This is a genomic window from Scandinavium sp. M-37 (genome assembly GCF_043558715.1).
In the GTDB taxonomy this organism is placed as follows: domain Bacteria; phylum Pseudomonadota; class Gammaproteobacteria; order Enterobacterales; family Enterobacteriaceae; genus Scandinavium; species Scandinavium vulneris_A.
Genome location: NZ_JBIGIN010000003.1, coordinates 207,812 through 223,861 on the forward strand (window position 1 = coordinate 207,812; position 16,050 = coordinate 223,861).

General features: G+C 57.2%; 18 protein-coding genes. 15 read left to right on the forward strand and 3 right to left on the reverse strand.

Translation table 11 applies throughout. From position 1 onward, the window contains the following. Positions 1-49: 49 nt before the first annotated feature. Positions 50-1,351 carry a FliC/FljB family flagellin gene (locus ACG0Z5_RS04245; RefSeq protein ID WP_394445583.1) on the reverse strand — a complete coding sequence of 434 codons (1,302 nt, stop codon included), beginning with the start codon at positions 1,349-1,351 and terminating at the stop codon, positions 50-52. Between the two features lie 278 nt (positions 1,352-1,629). Between ACG0Z5_RS04245 and fliD the strand changes: the two genes are divergently transcribed. The 4 genes from fliD to amyA all read left to right on the forward strand — a co-directional run bounded on the left by fliD (position 1,630) and on the right by amyA (position 5,424). Continuing rightward, on the forward strand, positions 1,630-3,039 hold the full coding sequence (fliD, locus tag ACG0Z5_RS04250; RefSeq protein WP_394445584.1) for a flagellar filament capping protein FliD: 1,410 nt from the start codon (positions 1,630-1,632) through the stop codon (positions 3,037-3,039). A 22-nt stretch (positions 3,040-3,061) separates the two neighbouring features. Next, the gene (gene fliS / locus ACG0Z5_RS04255) at positions 3,062-3,472 is read left to right on the forward strand and encodes a flagellar export chaperone FliS (RefSeq protein WP_319627775.1); all 411 of its coding nucleotides are present in this window, start codon (positions 3,062-3,064) and stop codon (positions 3,470-3,472) included. After that, positions 3,472-3,855: a flagella biosynthesis regulatory protein FliT gene (gene fliT, locus ACG0Z5_RS04260; protein ID WP_394445586.1), complete on the forward strand. Its 384-nt coding sequence runs from the start codon at positions 3,472-3,474 to the stop codon at positions 3,853-3,855. The genes fliS and fliT overlap by 1 nt, the downstream gene beginning before the upstream one ends. Positions 3,856-3,936: 81 nt before the next feature. Beyond that, on the forward strand, positions 3,937-5,424 hold the full coding sequence (gene amyA, locus ACG0Z5_RS04265; RefSeq protein WP_394445588.1) for an alpha-amylase: 1,488 nt from the start codon (positions 3,937-3,939) through the stop codon (positions 5,422-5,424). Positions 5,425-5,477: 53 nt separating this feature from the next. Here amyA and yedD read toward each other — a convergent pair whose 3' ends face one another. Together yedD and fliE are read right to left on the reverse strand one after the other, a co-directional pair. Next, complete coding sequence (yedD, locus tag ACG0Z5_RS04270) at positions 5,478-5,891, reverse strand: lipoprotein YedD (RefSeq protein ID WP_394445590.1); 414 nt, start codon at positions 5,889-5,891, stop codon at positions 5,478-5,480. Positions 5,892-5,987: 96 nt separating this feature from the next. Continuing rightward, positions 5,988-6,299: a flagellar hook-basal body complex protein FliE gene (gene fliE / locus ACG0Z5_RS04275; protein ID WP_394445592.1), complete on the reverse strand. Its 312-nt coding sequence runs from the start codon at positions 6,297-6,299 to the stop codon at positions 5,988-5,990. Positions 6,300-6,513: 214 nt separating this feature from the next. Here fliE and fliF point away from each other — a divergent pair, with 214 nt between their 5' ends. The 11 genes from fliF to fliP all read left to right on the forward strand — a co-directional run bounded on the left by fliF (position 6,514) and on the right by fliP (position 16,043). Then, on the forward strand, positions 6,514-8,193 hold the full coding sequence (gene fliF, locus ACG0Z5_RS04280) for a flagellar basal-body MS-ring/collar protein FliF (protein ID WP_394445594.1): 1,680 nt from the start codon (positions 6,514-6,516) through the stop codon (positions 8,191-8,193). Next, positions 8,186-9,184, forward strand: a complete 999-nt coding sequence (fliG, locus tag ACG0Z5_RS04285; RefSeq protein ID WP_319627768.1) for a flagellar motor switch protein FliG — start codon at positions 8,186-8,188, stop codon at positions 9,182-9,184. The genes fliF and fliG overlap by 8 nt, the downstream gene beginning before the upstream one ends. Further along, a complete protein-coding gene (fliH, locus tag ACG0Z5_RS04290) occupies positions 9,177-9,872 on the forward strand; it encodes a flagellar assembly protein FliH (protein ID WP_394445595.1) in 696 nt (231 codons plus the stop codon). The genes fliG and fliH overlap by 8 nt, the downstream gene beginning before the upstream one ends. Continuing rightward, positions 9,872-11,242, forward strand: coding sequence for a flagellar protein export ATPase FliI (gene fliI / locus ACG0Z5_RS04295; protein WP_394445597.1), 1,371 nt, complete (start codon positions 9,872-9,874; stop codon positions 11,240-11,242). The genes fliH and fliI overlap by 1 nt, the downstream gene beginning before the upstream one ends. A gap of 20 nt (positions 11,243-11,262) precedes the next feature. Continuing rightward, positions 11,263-11,706 (forward strand): flagellar export protein FliJ, encoded by a 444-nt coding sequence (gene fliJ / locus ACG0Z5_RS04300; protein WP_394445599.1) that lies wholly within the window; start codon positions 11,263-11,265, stop codon positions 11,704-11,706. Then, complete coding sequence (fliK, locus tag ACG0Z5_RS04305) at positions 11,703-12,929, forward strand: flagellar hook length control protein FliK (RefSeq protein WP_394445601.1); 1,227 nt, start codon at positions 11,703-11,705, stop codon at positions 12,927-12,929. Before fliJ ends, fliK begins: the two co-directional genes overlap by 4 nt. A 105-nt stretch (positions 12,930-13,034) precedes the next feature. Then, positions 13,035-13,502, forward strand: a complete 468-nt coding sequence (fliL, locus tag ACG0Z5_RS04310) for a flagellar basal body-associated protein FliL (RefSeq protein WP_394445602.1) — start codon at positions 13,035-13,037, stop codon at positions 13,500-13,502. A gap of 4 nt (positions 13,503-13,506) precedes the next feature. Then, complete coding sequence (gene fliM / locus ACG0Z5_RS04315) at positions 13,507-14,511, forward strand: flagellar motor switch protein FliM (RefSeq protein WP_319627762.1); 1,005 nt, start codon at positions 13,507-13,509, stop codon at positions 14,509-14,511. Further along, complete coding sequence (gene fliN / locus ACG0Z5_RS04320; protein WP_319627761.1) at positions 14,508-14,921, forward strand: flagellar motor switch protein FliN; 414 nt, start codon at positions 14,508-14,510, stop codon at positions 14,919-14,921. The genes fliM and fliN overlap by 4 nt, the downstream gene beginning before the upstream one ends. A gap of 1 nt (position 14,922) precedes the next feature. After that, on the forward strand, positions 14,923-15,306 hold the full coding sequence (gene fliO, locus ACG0Z5_RS04325) for a flagellar biosynthetic protein FliO (protein WP_394445605.1): 384 nt from the start codon (positions 14,923-14,925) through the stop codon (positions 15,304-15,306). Continuing rightward, a complete protein-coding gene (fliP, locus tag ACG0Z5_RS04330; RefSeq protein ID WP_394445607.1) occupies positions 15,306-16,043 on the forward strand; it encodes a flagellar type III secretion system pore protein FliP in 738 nt (245 codons plus the stop codon). Before fliO ends, fliP begins: the two co-directional genes overlap by 1 nt. Positions 16,044-16,050: the final 7 nt, after the last annotated feature.

Genomic DNA, 16,050 nt, shown 5'->3' on the forward strand with positions numbered 1-16,050 from the left:
CTAAAACAGAAAAACCCCGCCGAGGCGGGGTTTGTTCGCATAATCAGGATTAGCCCTGCAGCAGAGACAGAACCTGCTGTGGAACCTGGTTTGCTTTGGACAGCACGGAGTTACCGGCCTGCTGGATGATCTGCGCTTTGGACATGTTCGACACTTCGGTCGCATAGTCGGCGTCCTGAATACGGGACTGCGCTTCAGACAGGTTGGTGGTGGTGTTGTTCAGGTTGGTGATGGCAGAGTCCAGACGGTTCTGCACCGCACCCAGTGAAGAACGGAATTTATCAACGGATGCGATAGCTTTGTCCAGCATTGCCAGCGGATCTGCAGTAGAAGCACCTGCAAATTCAGCAGTCGCAGTACGACCGCCGCCAGTGCTCAGCTCAACGCCAGCAGTGGTGGTAGCGGTTGGTGCGGTGGAGTCTTTGGTGTTCGCCATACCAGCAGCAGCGACGGAGAAGTTTTTACCCTGAACGGTAACAAAGCCAGTCACAACGCCGCTAGCATCAGTACCGACTTTAATTGGCTGACCTGCCATCGATGCGCCGTTGGCGGCAATACCGTTAGTCGCATCACCGTAAGTCACAGTGGTGGTGTTCAGAGTAACTTTACCTGCGTCAGCAGCGGTATCGCCAACAGAAACAGAGTAAGAGTCGTTACCAGACTGAACAACATACTGGTCAGTACCTGATACGTTGTGCAGAGTCAGCGTGCTTGCATCAACTTTCAGTGCTGTAGCAACCGCGCTCAGGTCAACATCTTTAGGCGTGTTGGTCGCAGTGTCAGTAATCTGAGTTACAGATGCACCCACTTTCAGTGCGCCCTGCGCAACGGAGAAGCCGTTCAGACCCAAAGTAGAAGAGTCGATCTGCTGCAGGTTGATGTCGATGGTCTGACCATCGTTCGCGCCAACCTGGATAGACATGGTGCCGTTTTTAGCCAGCACGTTCACGCCGTTGAACTGAGTCTGGCCGGATACGCGGTCAATTTCGTCCAGGCGGGATTTGATTTCGTCCTGGATAGAAGACAGGTCAGAAGTGGAGTTGGTGCCAGTGGTTGCCTGAACGGTCAACTCACGCACACGCTGCAAGTTGTTGTTGATTTCAGACAGTGCGCCTTCCGCGGTCTGCGCCAGGGAGATACCGTCGTTGGCGTTACGTGCCGCCTGAGTCAGGCCTTTGATGTTAGAGGTGAAGCGGTTCGCAATCGCCTGGCCCGCCGCATCGTCTTTCGCGCTGTTGATACGCAGACCGGAAGACAGACGCTCAATGGAAGTCGACAGAGCAGACTGGTTTTTGTTGATGTTGTTCTGAGTGATCAGCGAGAGGCTGTTGGTATTGATGACTTGTGCCATGATTTCGATTCCTGTGTTTCAAGTCTGTGGTTACGGTTTGGGCTTCCACCCGTCGGCTCAATCGCCGTCATTGTGGTTATCGTCGCCACCCCACTAACCTTTAGATTTTTTTTCACACTTTTTTCTCAAACACAGAATTAATTGCTTAGCCGTCGAAATAGTCCGCCCTGTTGCCTTTATTCCCGCCATTAAAAAAAGAAAATTAACCGTAAACTTTGCGCCAATCCCGCCGATAACCCCGGTATTCAATCTACATGTCGCTACATTAAGGAATAAGTATGGCAAGTATTTCTACGCTGGGAGTTGGGTCGGGTCTGGAATTAAGCACGATTCTCGATAACCTTGAAGCCGCTGAAAAAGCCGGGCTGAAACCTATCTCTACGCAGCAGTCGTCTTACACCGCGAAACTGAGCGCGTACGGAACATTAAAAAGCGCGCTGGTCTCATTCCAGACGGCAAATACCGCGCTGAATAAAGCCGATTTGTTTACCGCCACGACCACCAGCAGCAGCTCATCTGCCTTTAGCGCCACCACGACCGGGAATGCGATTGCCGGGAAATATACCATCAGCGTGACGCAGCTGGCGCAGGCGCAAACCCTGACCACCAAAAACACCCAGCCCGACAGCAAAACGGCGATTGCGACCTCCGACAGCAAGATAACCATTCAACAAGGTGGCGGGAAGAAGCCCGTTACTATCGATATCTCGGCCGCGGACTCTTCATTGAGCGGCATTCGCGATGCAATTAACAAATCCGATTCAGGCGTCAGCGCCAGTATCATTAACGTCGGGAACGGTCAGTATCGTCTGTCCGTCACCGCCAATGATACCGGCTCTGATAATGCGATGAGCATCAGCGTAAGCGGTGACAGCGCCCTGCAAAGCTTTATGGGTTATGACGCAGCCGGTACTGGCAATGGAATGGAAGAAAGCGTTACCGCGCAGAATGCCAAACTCAAAGTTAACAATGTCGATATTGAGAACAGCAGCAACACCATCAGCGACGCGCTCGAAGACATCACCCTGAACCTGAATGACACCACCTCCGGCAACCAGACGCTGACTATCTCTAAAGATAACGCCAAGTCAGAAGCAGCGATTAACGCGTGGGTCACGGCGTATAACGCCTTGCAGGATACCTTCTCCTCGCTGACCAAATACACCGCGGTCGACGCGGGTACCGATGCGCAGGATACCAGCAACGGCGCCCTGCTCGGCGACAGCACCCTGCGGACCATTCAAACCCAGCTGAAAAGCATGTTGTCCAGCGCCACCGGCAGCTCTGCCTACAAAACCCTGGCGCAGATTGGTATCACCTCTGATCCGAGCACCGGCAAACTAACCGTCGACAGCACGAAGCTGGAAACGGCGCTGAAAACCAACTCAGCCGATATCAAAGACATGTTCGTTGGCGACGGTAAAAAAACCGGCATCACCACCACCATGGGCACCAATCTGACCAGCTGGCTTTCCAGCACCGGGATCATTCAGGCAGCCACCGATGGGGTGAGTAAAACCCTGAACAATCTGACGACCCAATACAACGCCGCCAGCGATCGGATCGATACCCTGATGGCACGTTACAAAGCCCAGTTTACCCAGTTGGACGTTCTGATGAACTCGCTGAACTCCACCAGCAGCTATCTGACGCAGCAGTTCGAATCGTCCTCCAGCAGCAAAAACTAATTAATCACGCTCAGGAGCTAACATGTACGGCGCAAAAGGCACACAGGCCTACGCAAAAATCGGAGTCGAAAGCGCAGTAATGAGCGCCAGCCAGCAGCAACTGGTGACTCTGTTGTTTGATGGTGCACTCAGCGCGCTGGTGCGCGCGCGCCTGTTTATGCAGGACAATAACGTGGAGGGGAAAGGTCTTTCCCTCTCAAAAGCCATCAACATCATCGAAAACGGCCTCAAAGTCGGCCTTGATGAAAAAAGTGATGATGAGCTCACGCAAAACCTGATTGCTCTGTACGCCTATATGGTAAGGCGTCTCCTGCAGGCCAATCTGCGTAACGAGATTTCCGCCGTTGAAGAGGTGGAATCTTTGCTGCGCGACATCGCCGATGCCTGGAAGGAAGTTGCCACCTCGCCCACTCTGATTCAGGACGCCGTCTAATGAGTACCGCACCGTACCTGTATAGCCTGTACCAGCAGCTGCTTGACCAAAGCCTTGTCATGCTGCGACTCGCCTCTGAAGGACAATGGGATGAGTTGATCGCCTGTGAAATGGATTATGTCAGTGCGGTGCAAAAACTGGCAGAACTCACGCAAAAAACCGAACCGTCTACGGCGACTCAGGATCAGTTACGCCCGGTTCTGCGGGCCATTCTGGAGAATGAAACCGCGGTCAAACGCCTGTTACAGGCGCGAATGGATGAACTGGCCAAACTGGTGGGTCAGTCGACTATCCAGAAATCTGTGCTAACCACGTACGGCAAACAGGGTGGTCACATCCTGGTACCGCAAGAAACAGAAATCCGCGACACCCCGACCAACTGAATCGCTGGCGCGCATTGCGCGCCAGGCGTTTTTCCGCTTCGTACTCCATACTAGAGTCTCTTTCCTCGCTGGAGTCTGAGTATGCGCAATCCAACCCTGTTGCAATGTTTTCACTGGTACTACCCCACTGGCGGTGAATTGTGGCGAGAGGTCGAAGCGCTTGCGCCCAATCTGAACGAAATTGGCGTGAACATGATTTGGCTGCCCCCGGCCTACAAAGGCGCATCGGGCGGCTATTCCGTCGGATATGACAGCTATGATCTGTTCGATCTGGGTGAATTTGATCAAAAGGGATCGGTAGCCACCAAATATGGCGATAAAGCCCAACTGCTGGCGGCCATCGACGCGCTGAAGAAAAATGAGATCGCGGTACTGCTCGACGTGGTGGTGAACCACAAAATGGGTGCCGATGAAAAAGAACGCATCCGCGTACAGCGCGTAAACGAACAGGACCGCACGCAAATCGACGATGAAATCATTGAATGTGATGCCTGGACCAAATACCACTTCCCGGTTCGCGCCGGCAAATATTCGCAGTTTGTCTGGGACTACAAGTGCTTTAGCGGCATCGATCACATCGAAAATCCTGATGAAGACGGCGTCTTCAAGGTCGTAAACGATTATACCGGCGAAGGCTGGAACGTTCAGGTCGATGATGAGATGGGTAACTTCGATTACCTGATGGGGGAAAACATCGACTTCCGCAATCATGCGGTAACTGAAGAACTGAAATACTGGGCGCGCTGGGTGATGGAACAAACTCACTGCGACGGTTTTCGCCTGGATGCGGTCAAACATATCCCGGCGTGGTTCTACAAAGAGTGGATTGAGCACGTTCAGGAAGTGGCACCGAAACCGTTGTTTATCGTCGCCGAGTACTGGTCACATGAAGTCGATAAACTCCAGCAGTATATCGATCAGGTCGACGGCCAAACTCTGCTGTTTGATGCCCCGTTGCAGATGAAATTCCACGAAGCATCACGCCTTGGTCGCGATTATAACATGAGTCAGATTTTCACCGGCACGCTGGTGGAAGCCGATCCGTTTCACGCCATGACGTTGGTGACCAACCACGACACCCAGCCGTTGCAGGCGCTGGAAGCCCCGGTCGAACCCTGGTTTAAACCGCTGGCCTATGCGCTGATTTTGCTGCGAGAGAATGGCGTCCCGACGGTGTTTTACGCCGATCTGTTCGGTGCGGTCTATGAAGATACCGGCGGGGACGGCAACACCTACAAAATCGAGATGCCGGTGATTGAGCAGTTACACGAACTGATCGACGCCCGTCAGCGCTTCGCCCACGGGGTACAAACCCTCTATTTCGATCACCCCAACTGCATCGCCTTCAGCCGCAGCGGCACCGATGAGTCACCCGGCTGCGTGGTGGTACTGTCCAATGGCGACGACGGTGAAAAAACGCTCACGCTGGGAGATAACTACGGCAATAAGCGCTGGAAAGACTTTCTGAATAATCGCGAAGAAATTGTCGAAACCGATGCCCAGGGCAACGGGGTATTTACCTGCCAAGGCGGCAGCGTCAGCGTATGGGTGATGGAGGATGTACTGTAAAGCGCGAACCCCGGCGGCGCGATGCCTACCGGGGCGATATTCAATGCGGTGCGTTATGGCAGAGGTGACAGCAGCGGATTCTTTTGCAGGTAATCCGCGCACTCCTGGGTCGGCCGGTCAACGCGCTTGAGCGTCATACGGTCGTAATCGAGACGCCCGTCGTCACGGTCGATTTCATAAATCTCTTTTCTAACGGTGACGTTGTAATAGTCATCACCCCGCAGCATCAGCTTGCCAGGGCGCGCGATAACGCGTTGCCACTGGCGACAATCCAGGGTATCGCCTTCTTTGGTGATAACCAGGGTGGCTATCGCTTCCGGACTCACCATCGCACTCTGCGGGCCTTCCGACTGCCAGTAACCAGCCAGATCGGCCGGAGCGGGCGCTTTCACCACGCCACTATAGTTATCCACCTGCACACATCCGCTCAATGCCAGCAGTGCGCCGAGAATCGCAATCTTTTTCATCACCTATCCTGAAAACCGTGAAAAAAATATTGTGGCATTAAAGCGTTAAGGCTTCCAGCCTTTACTGCGGCACAGGCCCGGCGGTAAGGGCTAAAACTACACCTGCATGCCCATCACTTCCTGGTAGGCCGACACCAGCTTATTCCGCACCTGAATGCCCATCTGCAGCGACACGGAGGATTTTTGCAGGTCGGTCATCACATCATTCAGTGCAATCCCCGGCTCGCCTAAGGCAAATTTCTCAGCCTGCGCTTTGGCGCTGTTTTGCGTGTCGCTGATGCGGTCGAGCGCCGCGTTGAGCTGTCCTGCAAAGCTGATGCTCGGCTGTGCTTCCGGCTGCTGATTGCGCGCTACGCTAGCCGCAGCCTGCATCTGCGTCACTACCCCTTCGATACCCGTAATGGCCATGTTAATCCCCTGGTCGATGTCATGGAGGATGAGATTAGCAGTTTGTCAATGAGATAAAGGCGCTAATTAACGTTAAAAAACCCGACTATTTGAGCCATAGAAAATTCGGGAACGGCAAATAATGGCATCGCTACTACTTTGCCTTTGCCGACCGGGAGTCAGCCTTGCTTTTGTACACGTTTAACGCCATCGACCTGGATTCACGAGGTGCGCAATGAGCGCGACAGCTACGACCACGACACCAACGAAAATGCCGGAGTGGGTCACTCGCCTGCGTGCTAACCCGAAAATCCCTTTAATGGTGGCCAGCGCAGCGGCCGTCGCGATTATTGTCGCGCTGGTGCTGTGGGCAAAAGCGCCCGACTACCGCACGCTGTTCAGTAACCTGACCGATCAGGACGGCGGTGCCATCGTCACTCAACTGCAACAGATGAACGTCCCCTATCGCTTTGCCGATAGCGGGGGTGCAATTGAAGTGCCCGCGGATAAAGTCCACGAACTGCGTCTGCGCCTTGCCCAGCAGGGGCTGCCGAAAGGTGGCGCGGTGGGCTTTGAACTGCTGGATCAGGAAAAATTCGGTATCAGCCAGTTCAGCGAGCAGGTCAACTACCAGCGTGCGCTGGAAGGTGAACTGGCCCGCACTATCGAAACGCTCGGCCCGGTGAAAAGCGCACGCGTGCATCTCGCGATGCCGAAGCCGTCGCTGTTTGTTCGTGAACAGAAACTCCCGTCCGCTTCCGTCACCCTGAATCTCGAACCGGGCCGCGCGCTCGACGAAGGTCAGATTGCGGCGGTGGTGCATTTAGTCTCCAGCGCAGTGGCGGGCCTGCCACCGGGTAACGTCACCCTCGTTGATCAGGGCGGTCATCTGCTGACCCAGTCCAATACTGGCGATCGTGACCTTAATGACGCGCAGTTGAAATACGCCTCCGATGTTGAAGGCCGCGTTCAGCGTCGCATTGAATCCATTCTGTCGCCGATTGTCGGCACCGGGAATGTCCACGCGCAGGTCACCGCGCAGATCAACTTCGACAACAAAGAGCAAACCGAAGAGCAGTACAGCCCGAATGGCGATGCCAGCAAGTCGGTGATGCGTTCGCGTCAGGTGAATGAAAGCGAGCAGGTTGGCGGACAGAATCCGGGCGGCGTACCGGGCGCACTGTCGAACTCCCCTGCCCCGGCGCCAAATGCGCCAATCTCAACCCCGCCTGCGAATCAGCAGAACGGTGCGCAGGGCCAGCAGAGCAGTACCAGCACCACCGCCCAGAGCGGGCCGCGCAATTCATCGCGGAACGAAACCACCAACTACGAAGTTGACCGCACCATCCGTCACACCAAGATGAACGTGGGCGATATCCAGCGCCTGTCGGTCGCAGTAGTGGTGAACTATAAAAATCTGCCGGACGGTAAGCCGCTGCCGCTGACCGCCGACCAGATGAAGCAGATTGAAGATTTGACCCGCGAAGCAATGGGCTATTCGACCAACCGGGGCGATACCCTGAACGTGGTTAACTCGCCGTTCACCGCAGGCGATGAATCCGGTGGCGAGCTGCCGTTCTGGCAACAGCAGTCGTTTATCGATCAGCTATTGTCCGCCGGACGCTGGGTGCTGATTGCTCTGGTGGCGTGGATCCTGTGGCGTAAAGCGGTGCGTCCGCAGCTTGTACGCCGCGAGGAGATCGCCAAAGCCGTCCTCGCCGAAGCCCAAATCGAACGTGAAACCGCCGAAGCGGTGGAAGTTCGCCTCAGCAAAGATGAGCAGCAGCAGAGTCGCCGGGCTAACCAACGCCTGAGCGCCGAAGTGATGAGCCAGCGTATTCGCGAAATGTCAGACAACGATCCGCGCGTCGTCGCGCTGGTCATTCGCCAGTGGATGAGTAACGACCATGAGTAACACCCTTTCAGGCACCGATAAAAGCGTCATCCTGTTGATGACCATTGGCGAAGACCGCGCAGCAGAGGTGTTCAAACACCTCAATACCCGCGAGGTGCAAACCCTCAGTGCGGCGATGGCTAACGTCCGTCAGATTTCCAATAAACAGCTCACCGACGTGCTGGCGGAGTTTGAACAGGAAGCCGAACAGTACGCGGCGCTGAACGTCAACGCCAACGAATACCTGCGTTCGGTGCTGGTGAAAGCGCTGGGCGAAGAGCGTGCCGCCAGCCTGCTGGAAGATATTCTCGAAACCCGCGAAACCACCAGCGGTATGGAAACGCTCAACTTTATGGAGCCGCAGAGCGCCGCCGACCTTATTCGCGATGAACACCCGCAGATTATTGCCACCATTCTGGTGCACCTCAAACGTGCGCAAGCGGCGGATATTCTGGCGCTGTTCGACGAGCGTCTGCGTCACGATGTGATGCTGCGTATCGCCACCTTCGGCGGCGTACAGCCAGCGGCGCTGGCCGAGCTGACCGAGGTGCTGAACAACCTGCTCGACGGCCAGAACCTCAAGCGCAGCAAAATGGGCGGCGTGAGAACCGCAGCCGAAATTATCAACCTGATGAAAACCCAGCAGGAAGAAGCGGTCATTACCGCCGTGCGCGAATTCGACGGCGAACTGGCGCAGAAAATCATCGACGAGATGTTCCTGTTCGAAAACCTGGTCGAAGTGGACGATCGCAGCATTCAACGCCTGTTGCAGGAAGTGGATTCCGAATCCCTGCTTATCGCGCTCAAAGGTGCCGAGCAGCCGCTGCGCGAGAAGTTCCTGCGCAATATGTCCCAGCGTGCCGCCGATATCCTGCGCGACGATCTGGCCAACCGTGGCCCGGTTCGCCTGTCGCAGGTCGAGAACGAACAGAAAGCCATCCTGCTTATTGTGCGTCGTCTGGCCGAAACCGGCGAGATGGTGATTGGCAGCGGAGACGACACCTATGTCTGATTCGACGCCGTGGAAAGTCTGGCAGCCTGACGATCTGGCCCCGCCGATGCAGGCGTTGGTGGCGGAGTTTATCGACCCCGCCGATGAGCCGGTAGATGAAATTTCCGAGGAGCAAAAGCAGCAACAGCTGCTGGCGCAGATCCAGATGCAGGCTCATGAACAGGGCTACAACGCCGGGCTGGCGGAAGGTCGCGCCGCCGGGCAATCACAGGGTTATCAGGAAGGCGTAGCCCAGGGGCTGGAACAGGGTCTGGCACAGGCCCAGCAGCAACAGGTGCCGCTGCACGCCCGGATGCAACAGCTCGTGAGCGAGTTCCAGCACACGCTTGATGCGCTCGACAGTGTGATTGCGTCGCGCCTGATGCAGATGGCGCTGGAAGCCGCCCGCCAGGTGATTGGCCAGGCACCGATGGTCGATAACACGGCGCTTATCAAGCAGATTCAAGAGCTGCTGCAACAGGAACCGTTGTTCAGCGGCAAACCGCAGCTGCGCGTGCATCCTGATGATTTACAGCGCGTTGAAGAAATGGTCGGCGCGACCTTAAGCCTGCACGGCTGGCGGCTGCGCGGCGACCCGTCGCTGCATCACGGCGGCTGTAAAGTGTCGGCCGATGAAGGTGACCTGGATGCCAGCGTCGCCACCCGCTGGCAGGAGCTGTGCCGCCTGGCCGCTCCGGGAGTGATGTAATGACTGCCCGCCTGACCCGCTGGCTCAACACGCTCGATAACTTCGAGACCAAAATGACGCAGCTGCCGTCGGTGCGCCGCTACGGGCGGTTAACCCGTGCCACCGGGCTGGTGCTGGAAGCCACCGGGCTACAGCTGCCGCTCGGCGCGACCTGCGTGATTGAGCGTCAGGACCGGGGCGAAACGCGCGAAGTAGAAAGCGAAGTGGTCGGCTTCAACGGTCAGCGCCTGTTTTTAATGCCGCTGGAAGAAGTGGAAGGCATTTTGCCCGGCGCGCGCGTGTATGCCCGGAACGCCTCCGGTGACGGGCTACAGAGCGGGAAACAGCTGCCGCTCGGCCCGGCGCTGCTCGGGCGCGTGCTCGACGGGGCGGGAAAACCGCTCGACGGCTTACCGGCTCCGGATACCACCGAAACCGGGGCGCTGATAACCCAACCGTTTAACCCGTTACAGCGTACCGCCATCGAACACGTGCTCGACACCGGCGTGCGCCCGATTAACGCCCTGCTCACCGTCGGCCGTGGCCAGCGTATGGGCCTGTTCGCCGGGTCCGGCGTCGGCAAAAGCGTGCTGCTCGGCATGATGGCTCGCTACACCCAGGCCGACGTGATCGTGGTCGGGCTGATCGGCGAGCGTGGCCGCGAAGTGAAAGACTTCATCGAGAACATTCTCGGGGCCGATGGCCGCGCCCGTTCAGTGGTGATCGCCGCCCCGGCGGATGTGTCGCCGCTGCTGCGTATGCAGGGTGCCGCCTACGCCACGCGTATTGCCGAAGATTTTCGTGACCGGGGTCAGCACGTATTACTGATCATGGATTCACTCACCCGCTACGCCATGGCCCAGCGTGAAATCGCGCTGGCTATCGGCGAACCCCCTGCCACCAAAGGCTATCCGCCGTCAGTGTTCGCCAAGCTGCCTGCGCTGGTCGAACGCGCCGGGAACGGCATTAGCGGCGGTGGCTCCGTTACCGCATTTTATACCGTGCTCACCGAGGGCGACGATCAGCAGGATCCGATCGCCGACTCCGCGCGTGCGATCCTTGACGGCCACATTGTGCTGTCCCGCCGTCTGGCGGAAGCGGGCCACTATCCGGCCATCGACATCGAAGCCTCTATCAGCCGCGCCATGACTGCCCTCATCACCGAGAAGCACTACGCGCGGGTGAGAAACTTCAAACAACTGCTCTCCAGCTTCCAGCGCAACCGGGACCTGGTCAGCGTCGGGGCGTATGCCAAAGGCAGCGATCCGATGCTCGACAAGGCCATTGCGCTGTGGCCGCAGCTGGAGGCGTTTCTGCAACAGGGTATTTTCGAGAAGGCGGACTGGGAAGATTCACTTCAGGCGTTAGAGATTATCTTCCCGGCAGCCTGAGTTAGCAGGAGTAAACCATCATGGCGCAACATGGCGCATTAGCCACGCTGAAAGAACTGGCCGAAAAAGACGTCGACAATGCCGCCCTGCAGTTGGGCGAGATGCGACGTGGCTGTCAGCAGGCGGAAGAGCAGTTGAAGATGCTGATGGACTACCAGCTTGAGTACCAGACTAACCTGAACGACAACATGTCTCAGGGCATGGCCAGCCTGCGCTGGCAGAACTATCAGCAGTTTATTCAGACCCTGGAGAAGGCTATCGACCAGCATCGCCAGCAGCTGTTGCAGTGGAACCGCAGAGTCGAACAGGCGCTCAACGCCTGGCGTGATAAAAAGCAGCGTTTGCAGGCATGGCAGACGCTACAGGACAGACAGTCTGCGGCCACCCTGCTGGCGGAAAACCGTCTGGACCAGAAAAAAATGGATGAGTTCGCCCAGCGTGCCACCTTAAGGAAACCCGAATGATTACTCTGCCGAAACTTATCGTCAGTGATGCCGACATCACCGCTTCTGCTCAGACCGGTGCGACGACCGGAGCCGCCGACGGCGCGCAGGATTTTTTCGCCCTGCTCTCTGGCGCAATGTCCGGAAAGGCCGCGGCGAAAGAGGGCAAGCTGACCCTTGCCGACCTGAAGGCCGCCAGCCAGCAACTGCCGCAGGGCGAGGCCAAAACCACGCTGAGCACACTGCTGGCGCAGCAGGCCGATGACGAAACACAAAAAGTCGATGTGACGACCCTGACCGATGCACAGTCGGTGCTGAATGCCTTAACGCCGGAAGTCAAAAGCGACGTGGTGAAACAGCTGGCGAAAGACCTGGCCAAAGGCGAGGACACGCCGACCCTGAGCGAGGAAGAGATGGCCGGGTTAAGCGCGCTGATGGCGATGCTGCCGCCTACCGCGACCACCCCGGCGGCGCTGCCGACCTCGCCTGCCAATACCGCCATTACAACGACCAATGCCAGTAGCGGGAAAGGATTTGCGGACTTCGCTACCACGGCAACCGCTGTCGGCACCGCCACCACCGGGCATGACAGCGGCAAAGCGTTAACACAGGGCCTGCCGACCCACGGTCTACACGCGGTTCAGACAGATGACAGCCCCGCCAGCCAGACCACGCCGCTGGTCGCTGCCGCCGCCGCGAAAGCCGATGCCGATAGCTCACTGTCTGCCGCCGCACCTACCGTTAATATTTCGCCGGTTATCAGCACCGCCACCGCGACGGTGAATACTCATCCGGTGGTGACGGTCAATTCTCAACTCGGCACCCCGGAATGGCAGCAGAACGTCAGCCAGCACATCACGTTGTTCACCCGTCAGGGCCAGCAGACCGCCGAGCTGAAACTGCATCCGGAAAACTTAGGTCAGGTCAACATCACCCTCAAAATTGACGATAACCAGGCGCAAATCCAGATGGTGTCTCCGCATAGCCACGTGCGCGCGGCGCTGGAAGCGGCTATCCCGACGCTGCGAACCCAACTGGCCGACAACGGCATTCAGCTGTCGCAGAGCAACGTCAGCAGCGAAAGTTTTGCCGGGCAGCAACAGCAGTCCTCTTTCGGGCAGCAGTCCTCGCAACGTTCTGCTGAAGGTCGCGCGTTTCCTGCCGATGATGAAGAGATGCTGAGCGTTCCTGCCAGCCTACAGGCACATATCCGGGGCAACGGCACCGTCGACACCTTCGCCTAACGCCAGAGGTAGCACGATTATTCCCGTCTTTTCCACCCTTTGGGCTGGACTTAAGTCGGGATAATCACCCGATAAGCAGTACCGAATACAGGAAAGACGTAACAGATGACAGACACCGCGGTAACAAAGAAAAGTAAGCGTTCAATCTGGATCCCGCTGCTGGTGCTGGTGACACTCGCCGCCTGCGCCACCGCAGGCTATAGCTATTGGCGTATGCAGCAGCAGCCTTCCGCTGATGCGAAAAAAGAAGTCCCGCCGCCACCGGCTCCGGTGTTCTGGGCGCTGGATACCTTCACGGTGAATCTGGGCGACGCCGATCGCGTGCTTTACGTGGGCATTACGCTGCGTCTGAAAGATGAAGCGACCCGTACGCGCCTGAACGAATACCTGCCGGAAGTCCGTAGCCGTTTACTGCTGTTGTTCTCCCGTCAGGATGCTAACAAACTGGCGACCGACACCGGGAAACAGGATCTGGTGAACGCCATTAAACAGACACTTGCGCCGCCTCTGGTGGCAGGCCAGCCGAAGCAGGAAGTGACTGACGTGCTGTATACAGCTTTCATACTCCGGTAATCCCATGGGCGACAGTATTCTTTCTCAGGCCGAAATTGATGCGCTGCTGAACGGCGACAGCGAGAAGAGCGACGAACCGCAAGCCGGAGCTACCGGCGAAAGTGACATTCGTCCCTATGACCCTAATACCCAGCGTCGCGTGGTACGTGAGCGTCTACAGGCGCTGGAAATTATCAACGAACGCTTTGCGCGTCAGTTCCGTATGGGGTTGTTTAACCTGCTGCGTCGTAGCCCGGACATTACCGTCGGGGCGATCCGCATTCAGCCCTATCACGAGTTTGCCCGCAACCTGCCGGTGCCGACCAACCTGAACCTGATCCACCTGAAACCGCTGCGCGGTACGGGCCTGTTTGTGTTCTCGCCAAGCCTGGTGTTTATCGCGGTGGACAACCTGTTCGGCGGCGACGGGCGTTTCCCGACCAAAGTGGAAGGCCGCGAGTTTACCCACACCGAACAGCGGGTGATCAACCGGATGTTGAAGCTGGCGCTGGAAGGCTACAGCGACGCCTGGAAAGCGATTCATCCACTGGAAGTGGAGTACGTGCGTTCTGAGATGCAGGTGAAATTTACCAATATCACCACCTCGCCGAACGACATTGTGGTTAACACCCCATTCCATGTGGAAATTGGCAACCTGACCGGTGAGTTTAATATTTGCCTGCCGTTCAGCATGATTGAGCCGCTGCGTGAGGTGCTGGTTAACCCGCCGCTGGAAAACTCCCGCAGCGAAGACCAGAACTGGCGTGAAAACCTGGTGCGCCAGGTACAGCACTCCGAACTTGAACTGGTGGCGAACTTTGCCGAGACCTCTCTGCGCCTGTCGCAGATTTTAAAACTCCAGCCCGGCGATGTGCTGCCTATCGATAAACCGGATCGCATTATTGCCCATGTGGACGGCGTGCCGGTATTGACCAGCCAGTACGGCACGGTGAACGGTCAATACGCGCTGCGCGTAGAGCATTTGATCAACCCGATTTTGAATTCGCTGAATGAGGAACAGCCCAAATGAGTGATATGAATAATCCGTCCGATGAGAATAACGGCGACATGGACGACCTGTGGGCTGAAGCATTGAGCGAACAGAAAACCACCAGCAGCAAAAGCGCGGCGGATGCGGTATTCCAGCAGTTAGGCGGCGGCGACGTCAGCGGCACCTTGCAGGATATCGATCTGATCATGGACATTCCGGTCAAGCTGACCGTTGAACTGGGCCGCACCCGGATGACCATCAAAGAGCTGCTGCGCCTGACCCAGGGTTCGGTAGTGTCGCTGGACGGTCTGGCGGGCGAGCCGCTCGATATCCTGATCAATGGCTATCTGATTGCCCAGGGCGAAGTGGTTGTGGTCGCCGATAAATACGGCGTGCGTATAACCGACATCATTACGCCTTCCGAGCGTATGCGCCGTCTGAGTCGTTAAGATGAAACCCCAGTCAGGTATGCTCCAACCGGCCCCAATGGCCGCCCCCTCGTCTGGGCTGATGGAAGTCAGCGGCGCGCTGCTGGGGATTATTCTGCTGATCCTGGCCGCGGCCTGGCTGGCGAAACGCTTTGGCATTAGCGGGGTGAAAACCTCAGCGACTAAAGAGCTGAAGGTCAGCGCCAGCGCGGCGATCGGCCAGCGTGAGCGGGTGGTGATTGTCGATGTGCAAGACGCCCGTCTGGTGCTCGGCGTCACCTCAAGCCAGGTCACGCTGCTGCATAAACTGCCGCCGACGGTCATCGACCCCGATGCGCCAAAAGCGGACACCCCTGATTTTGCCTCACTGATGAAATCCGTTATCAAGCGTCCTGGGAGACTCTGATGCGCCGTCTGTTGTCCCTTTCGCTGGTCACGCTGTGCCTGTTGTCTCCGGCGGCTTTTGCCCAGCTACCGGGTCTCGTCAGCCAGCCGTTGCCTAACGGCGGCCAGAGCTGGTCTCTGCCGGTGCAGACATTGGTGTTTATCACCTCGCTGACCTTCCTGCCCGCCATTTTGCTGATGATGACCAGCTTTACGCGCATCATCATCGTGTTTGGCCTGCTACGCAGCGCGCTCGGCACCGCCTCCGCACCGCCAAACCAGGTGCTGCTCGGCCTGGCGCTGTTCCTGACTTTTTTCATTATGTCGCCGGTTATCGACAAGATTTACGCCGACGCCTATCAGCCGTTTACCGCGGACAAAATCACCCTTGAGCAGGCGATTGATAAGGGCGCGCAGCCGCTGCGTGAATTTATGCTGCGCCAGACGCGCGAGGCCGATTTAGCCCTGTTTGCCCGACTGGCGAATACCCCGCCGATTCAGGGCCCGGAAGCGGTGCCAATGCGTATCCTGCTTCCCGCCTACGTGACCAGCGAGCTGAAAACGGCGTTCCAGATTGGCTTCACCATTTTCATTCCGTTCCTGATTATCGATTTGGTGGTGGCCAGCGTGCTGATGGCGCTGGGAATGATGATGGTGCCTCCGGCCACGATTGCCCTGCCGTTCAAGCTGATGCTGTTCGTGCTGGTCGATGGCTGGCAGCTGTTAGTCGGGTCGCTGGCCCAAAGTTTCTACAGTTAAGGAGTGC

Coding starts and splice junctions, on each gene's coding strand:
- ACG0Z5_RS04245 (WP_394445583.1), bottom strand. CDS start 1,351: ATGGCACAAGTCATCAATACCAACAGCCTCTCGCTGATCACTCAGAAC.
- fliD (WP_394445584.1), top strand. CDS start 1,630: ATGGCAAGTATTTCTACGCTGGGAGTTGGGTCGGGTCTGGAATTAAGC.
- fliS (WP_319627775.1), top strand. CDS start 3,062: ATGTACGGCGCAAAAGGCACACAGGCCTACGCAAAAATCGGAGTCGAA.
- fliT (WP_394445586.1), top strand. CDS start 3,472: ATGAGTACCGCACCGTACCTGTATAGCCTGTACCAGCAGCTGCTTGAC.
- amyA (WP_394445588.1), top strand. CDS start 3,937: ATGCGCAATCCAACCCTGTTGCAATGTTTTCACTGGTACTACCCCACT.
- yedD (WP_394445590.1), bottom strand. CDS start 5,891: ATGAAAAAGATTGCGATTCTCGGCGCACTGCTGGCATTGAGCGGATGT.
- fliE (WP_394445592.1), bottom strand. CDS start 6,299: ATGGCCATTACGGGTATCGAAGGGGTAGTGACGCAGATGCAGGCTGCG.
- fliF (WP_394445594.1), top strand. CDS start 6,514: ATGAGCGCGACAGCTACGACCACGACACCAACGAAAATGCCGGAGTGG.
- fliG (WP_319627768.1), top strand. CDS start 8,186: ATGAGTAACACCCTTTCAGGCACCGATAAAAGCGTCATCCTGTTGATG.
- fliH (WP_394445595.1), top strand. CDS start 9,177: ATGTCTGATTCGACGCCGTGGAAAGTCTGGCAGCCTGACGATCTGGCC.
- fliI (WP_394445597.1), top strand. CDS start 9,872: ATGACTGCCCGCCTGACCCGCTGGCTCAACACGCTCGATAACTTCGAG.
- fliJ (WP_394445599.1), top strand. CDS start 11,263: ATGGCGCAACATGGCGCATTAGCCACGCTGAAAGAACTGGCCGAAAAA.
- fliK (WP_394445601.1), top strand. CDS start 11,703: ATGATTACTCTGCCGAAACTTATCGTCAGTGATGCCGACATCACCGCT.
- fliL (WP_394445602.1), top strand. CDS start 13,035: ATGACAGACACCGCGGTAACAAAGAAAAGTAAGCGTTCAATCTGGATC.
- fliM (WP_319627762.1), top strand. CDS start 13,507: ATGGGCGACAGTATTCTTTCTCAGGCCGAAATTGATGCGCTGCTGAAC.
- fliN (WP_319627761.1), top strand. CDS start 14,508: ATGAGTGATATGAATAATCCGTCCGATGAGAATAACGGCGACATGGAC.
- fliO (WP_394445605.1), top strand. CDS start 14,923: ATGAAACCCCAGTCAGGTATGCTCCAACCGGCCCCAATGGCCGCCCCC.
- fliP (WP_394445607.1), top strand. CDS start 15,306: ATGCGCCGTCTGTTGTCCCTTTCGCTGGTCACGCTGTGCCTGTTGTCT.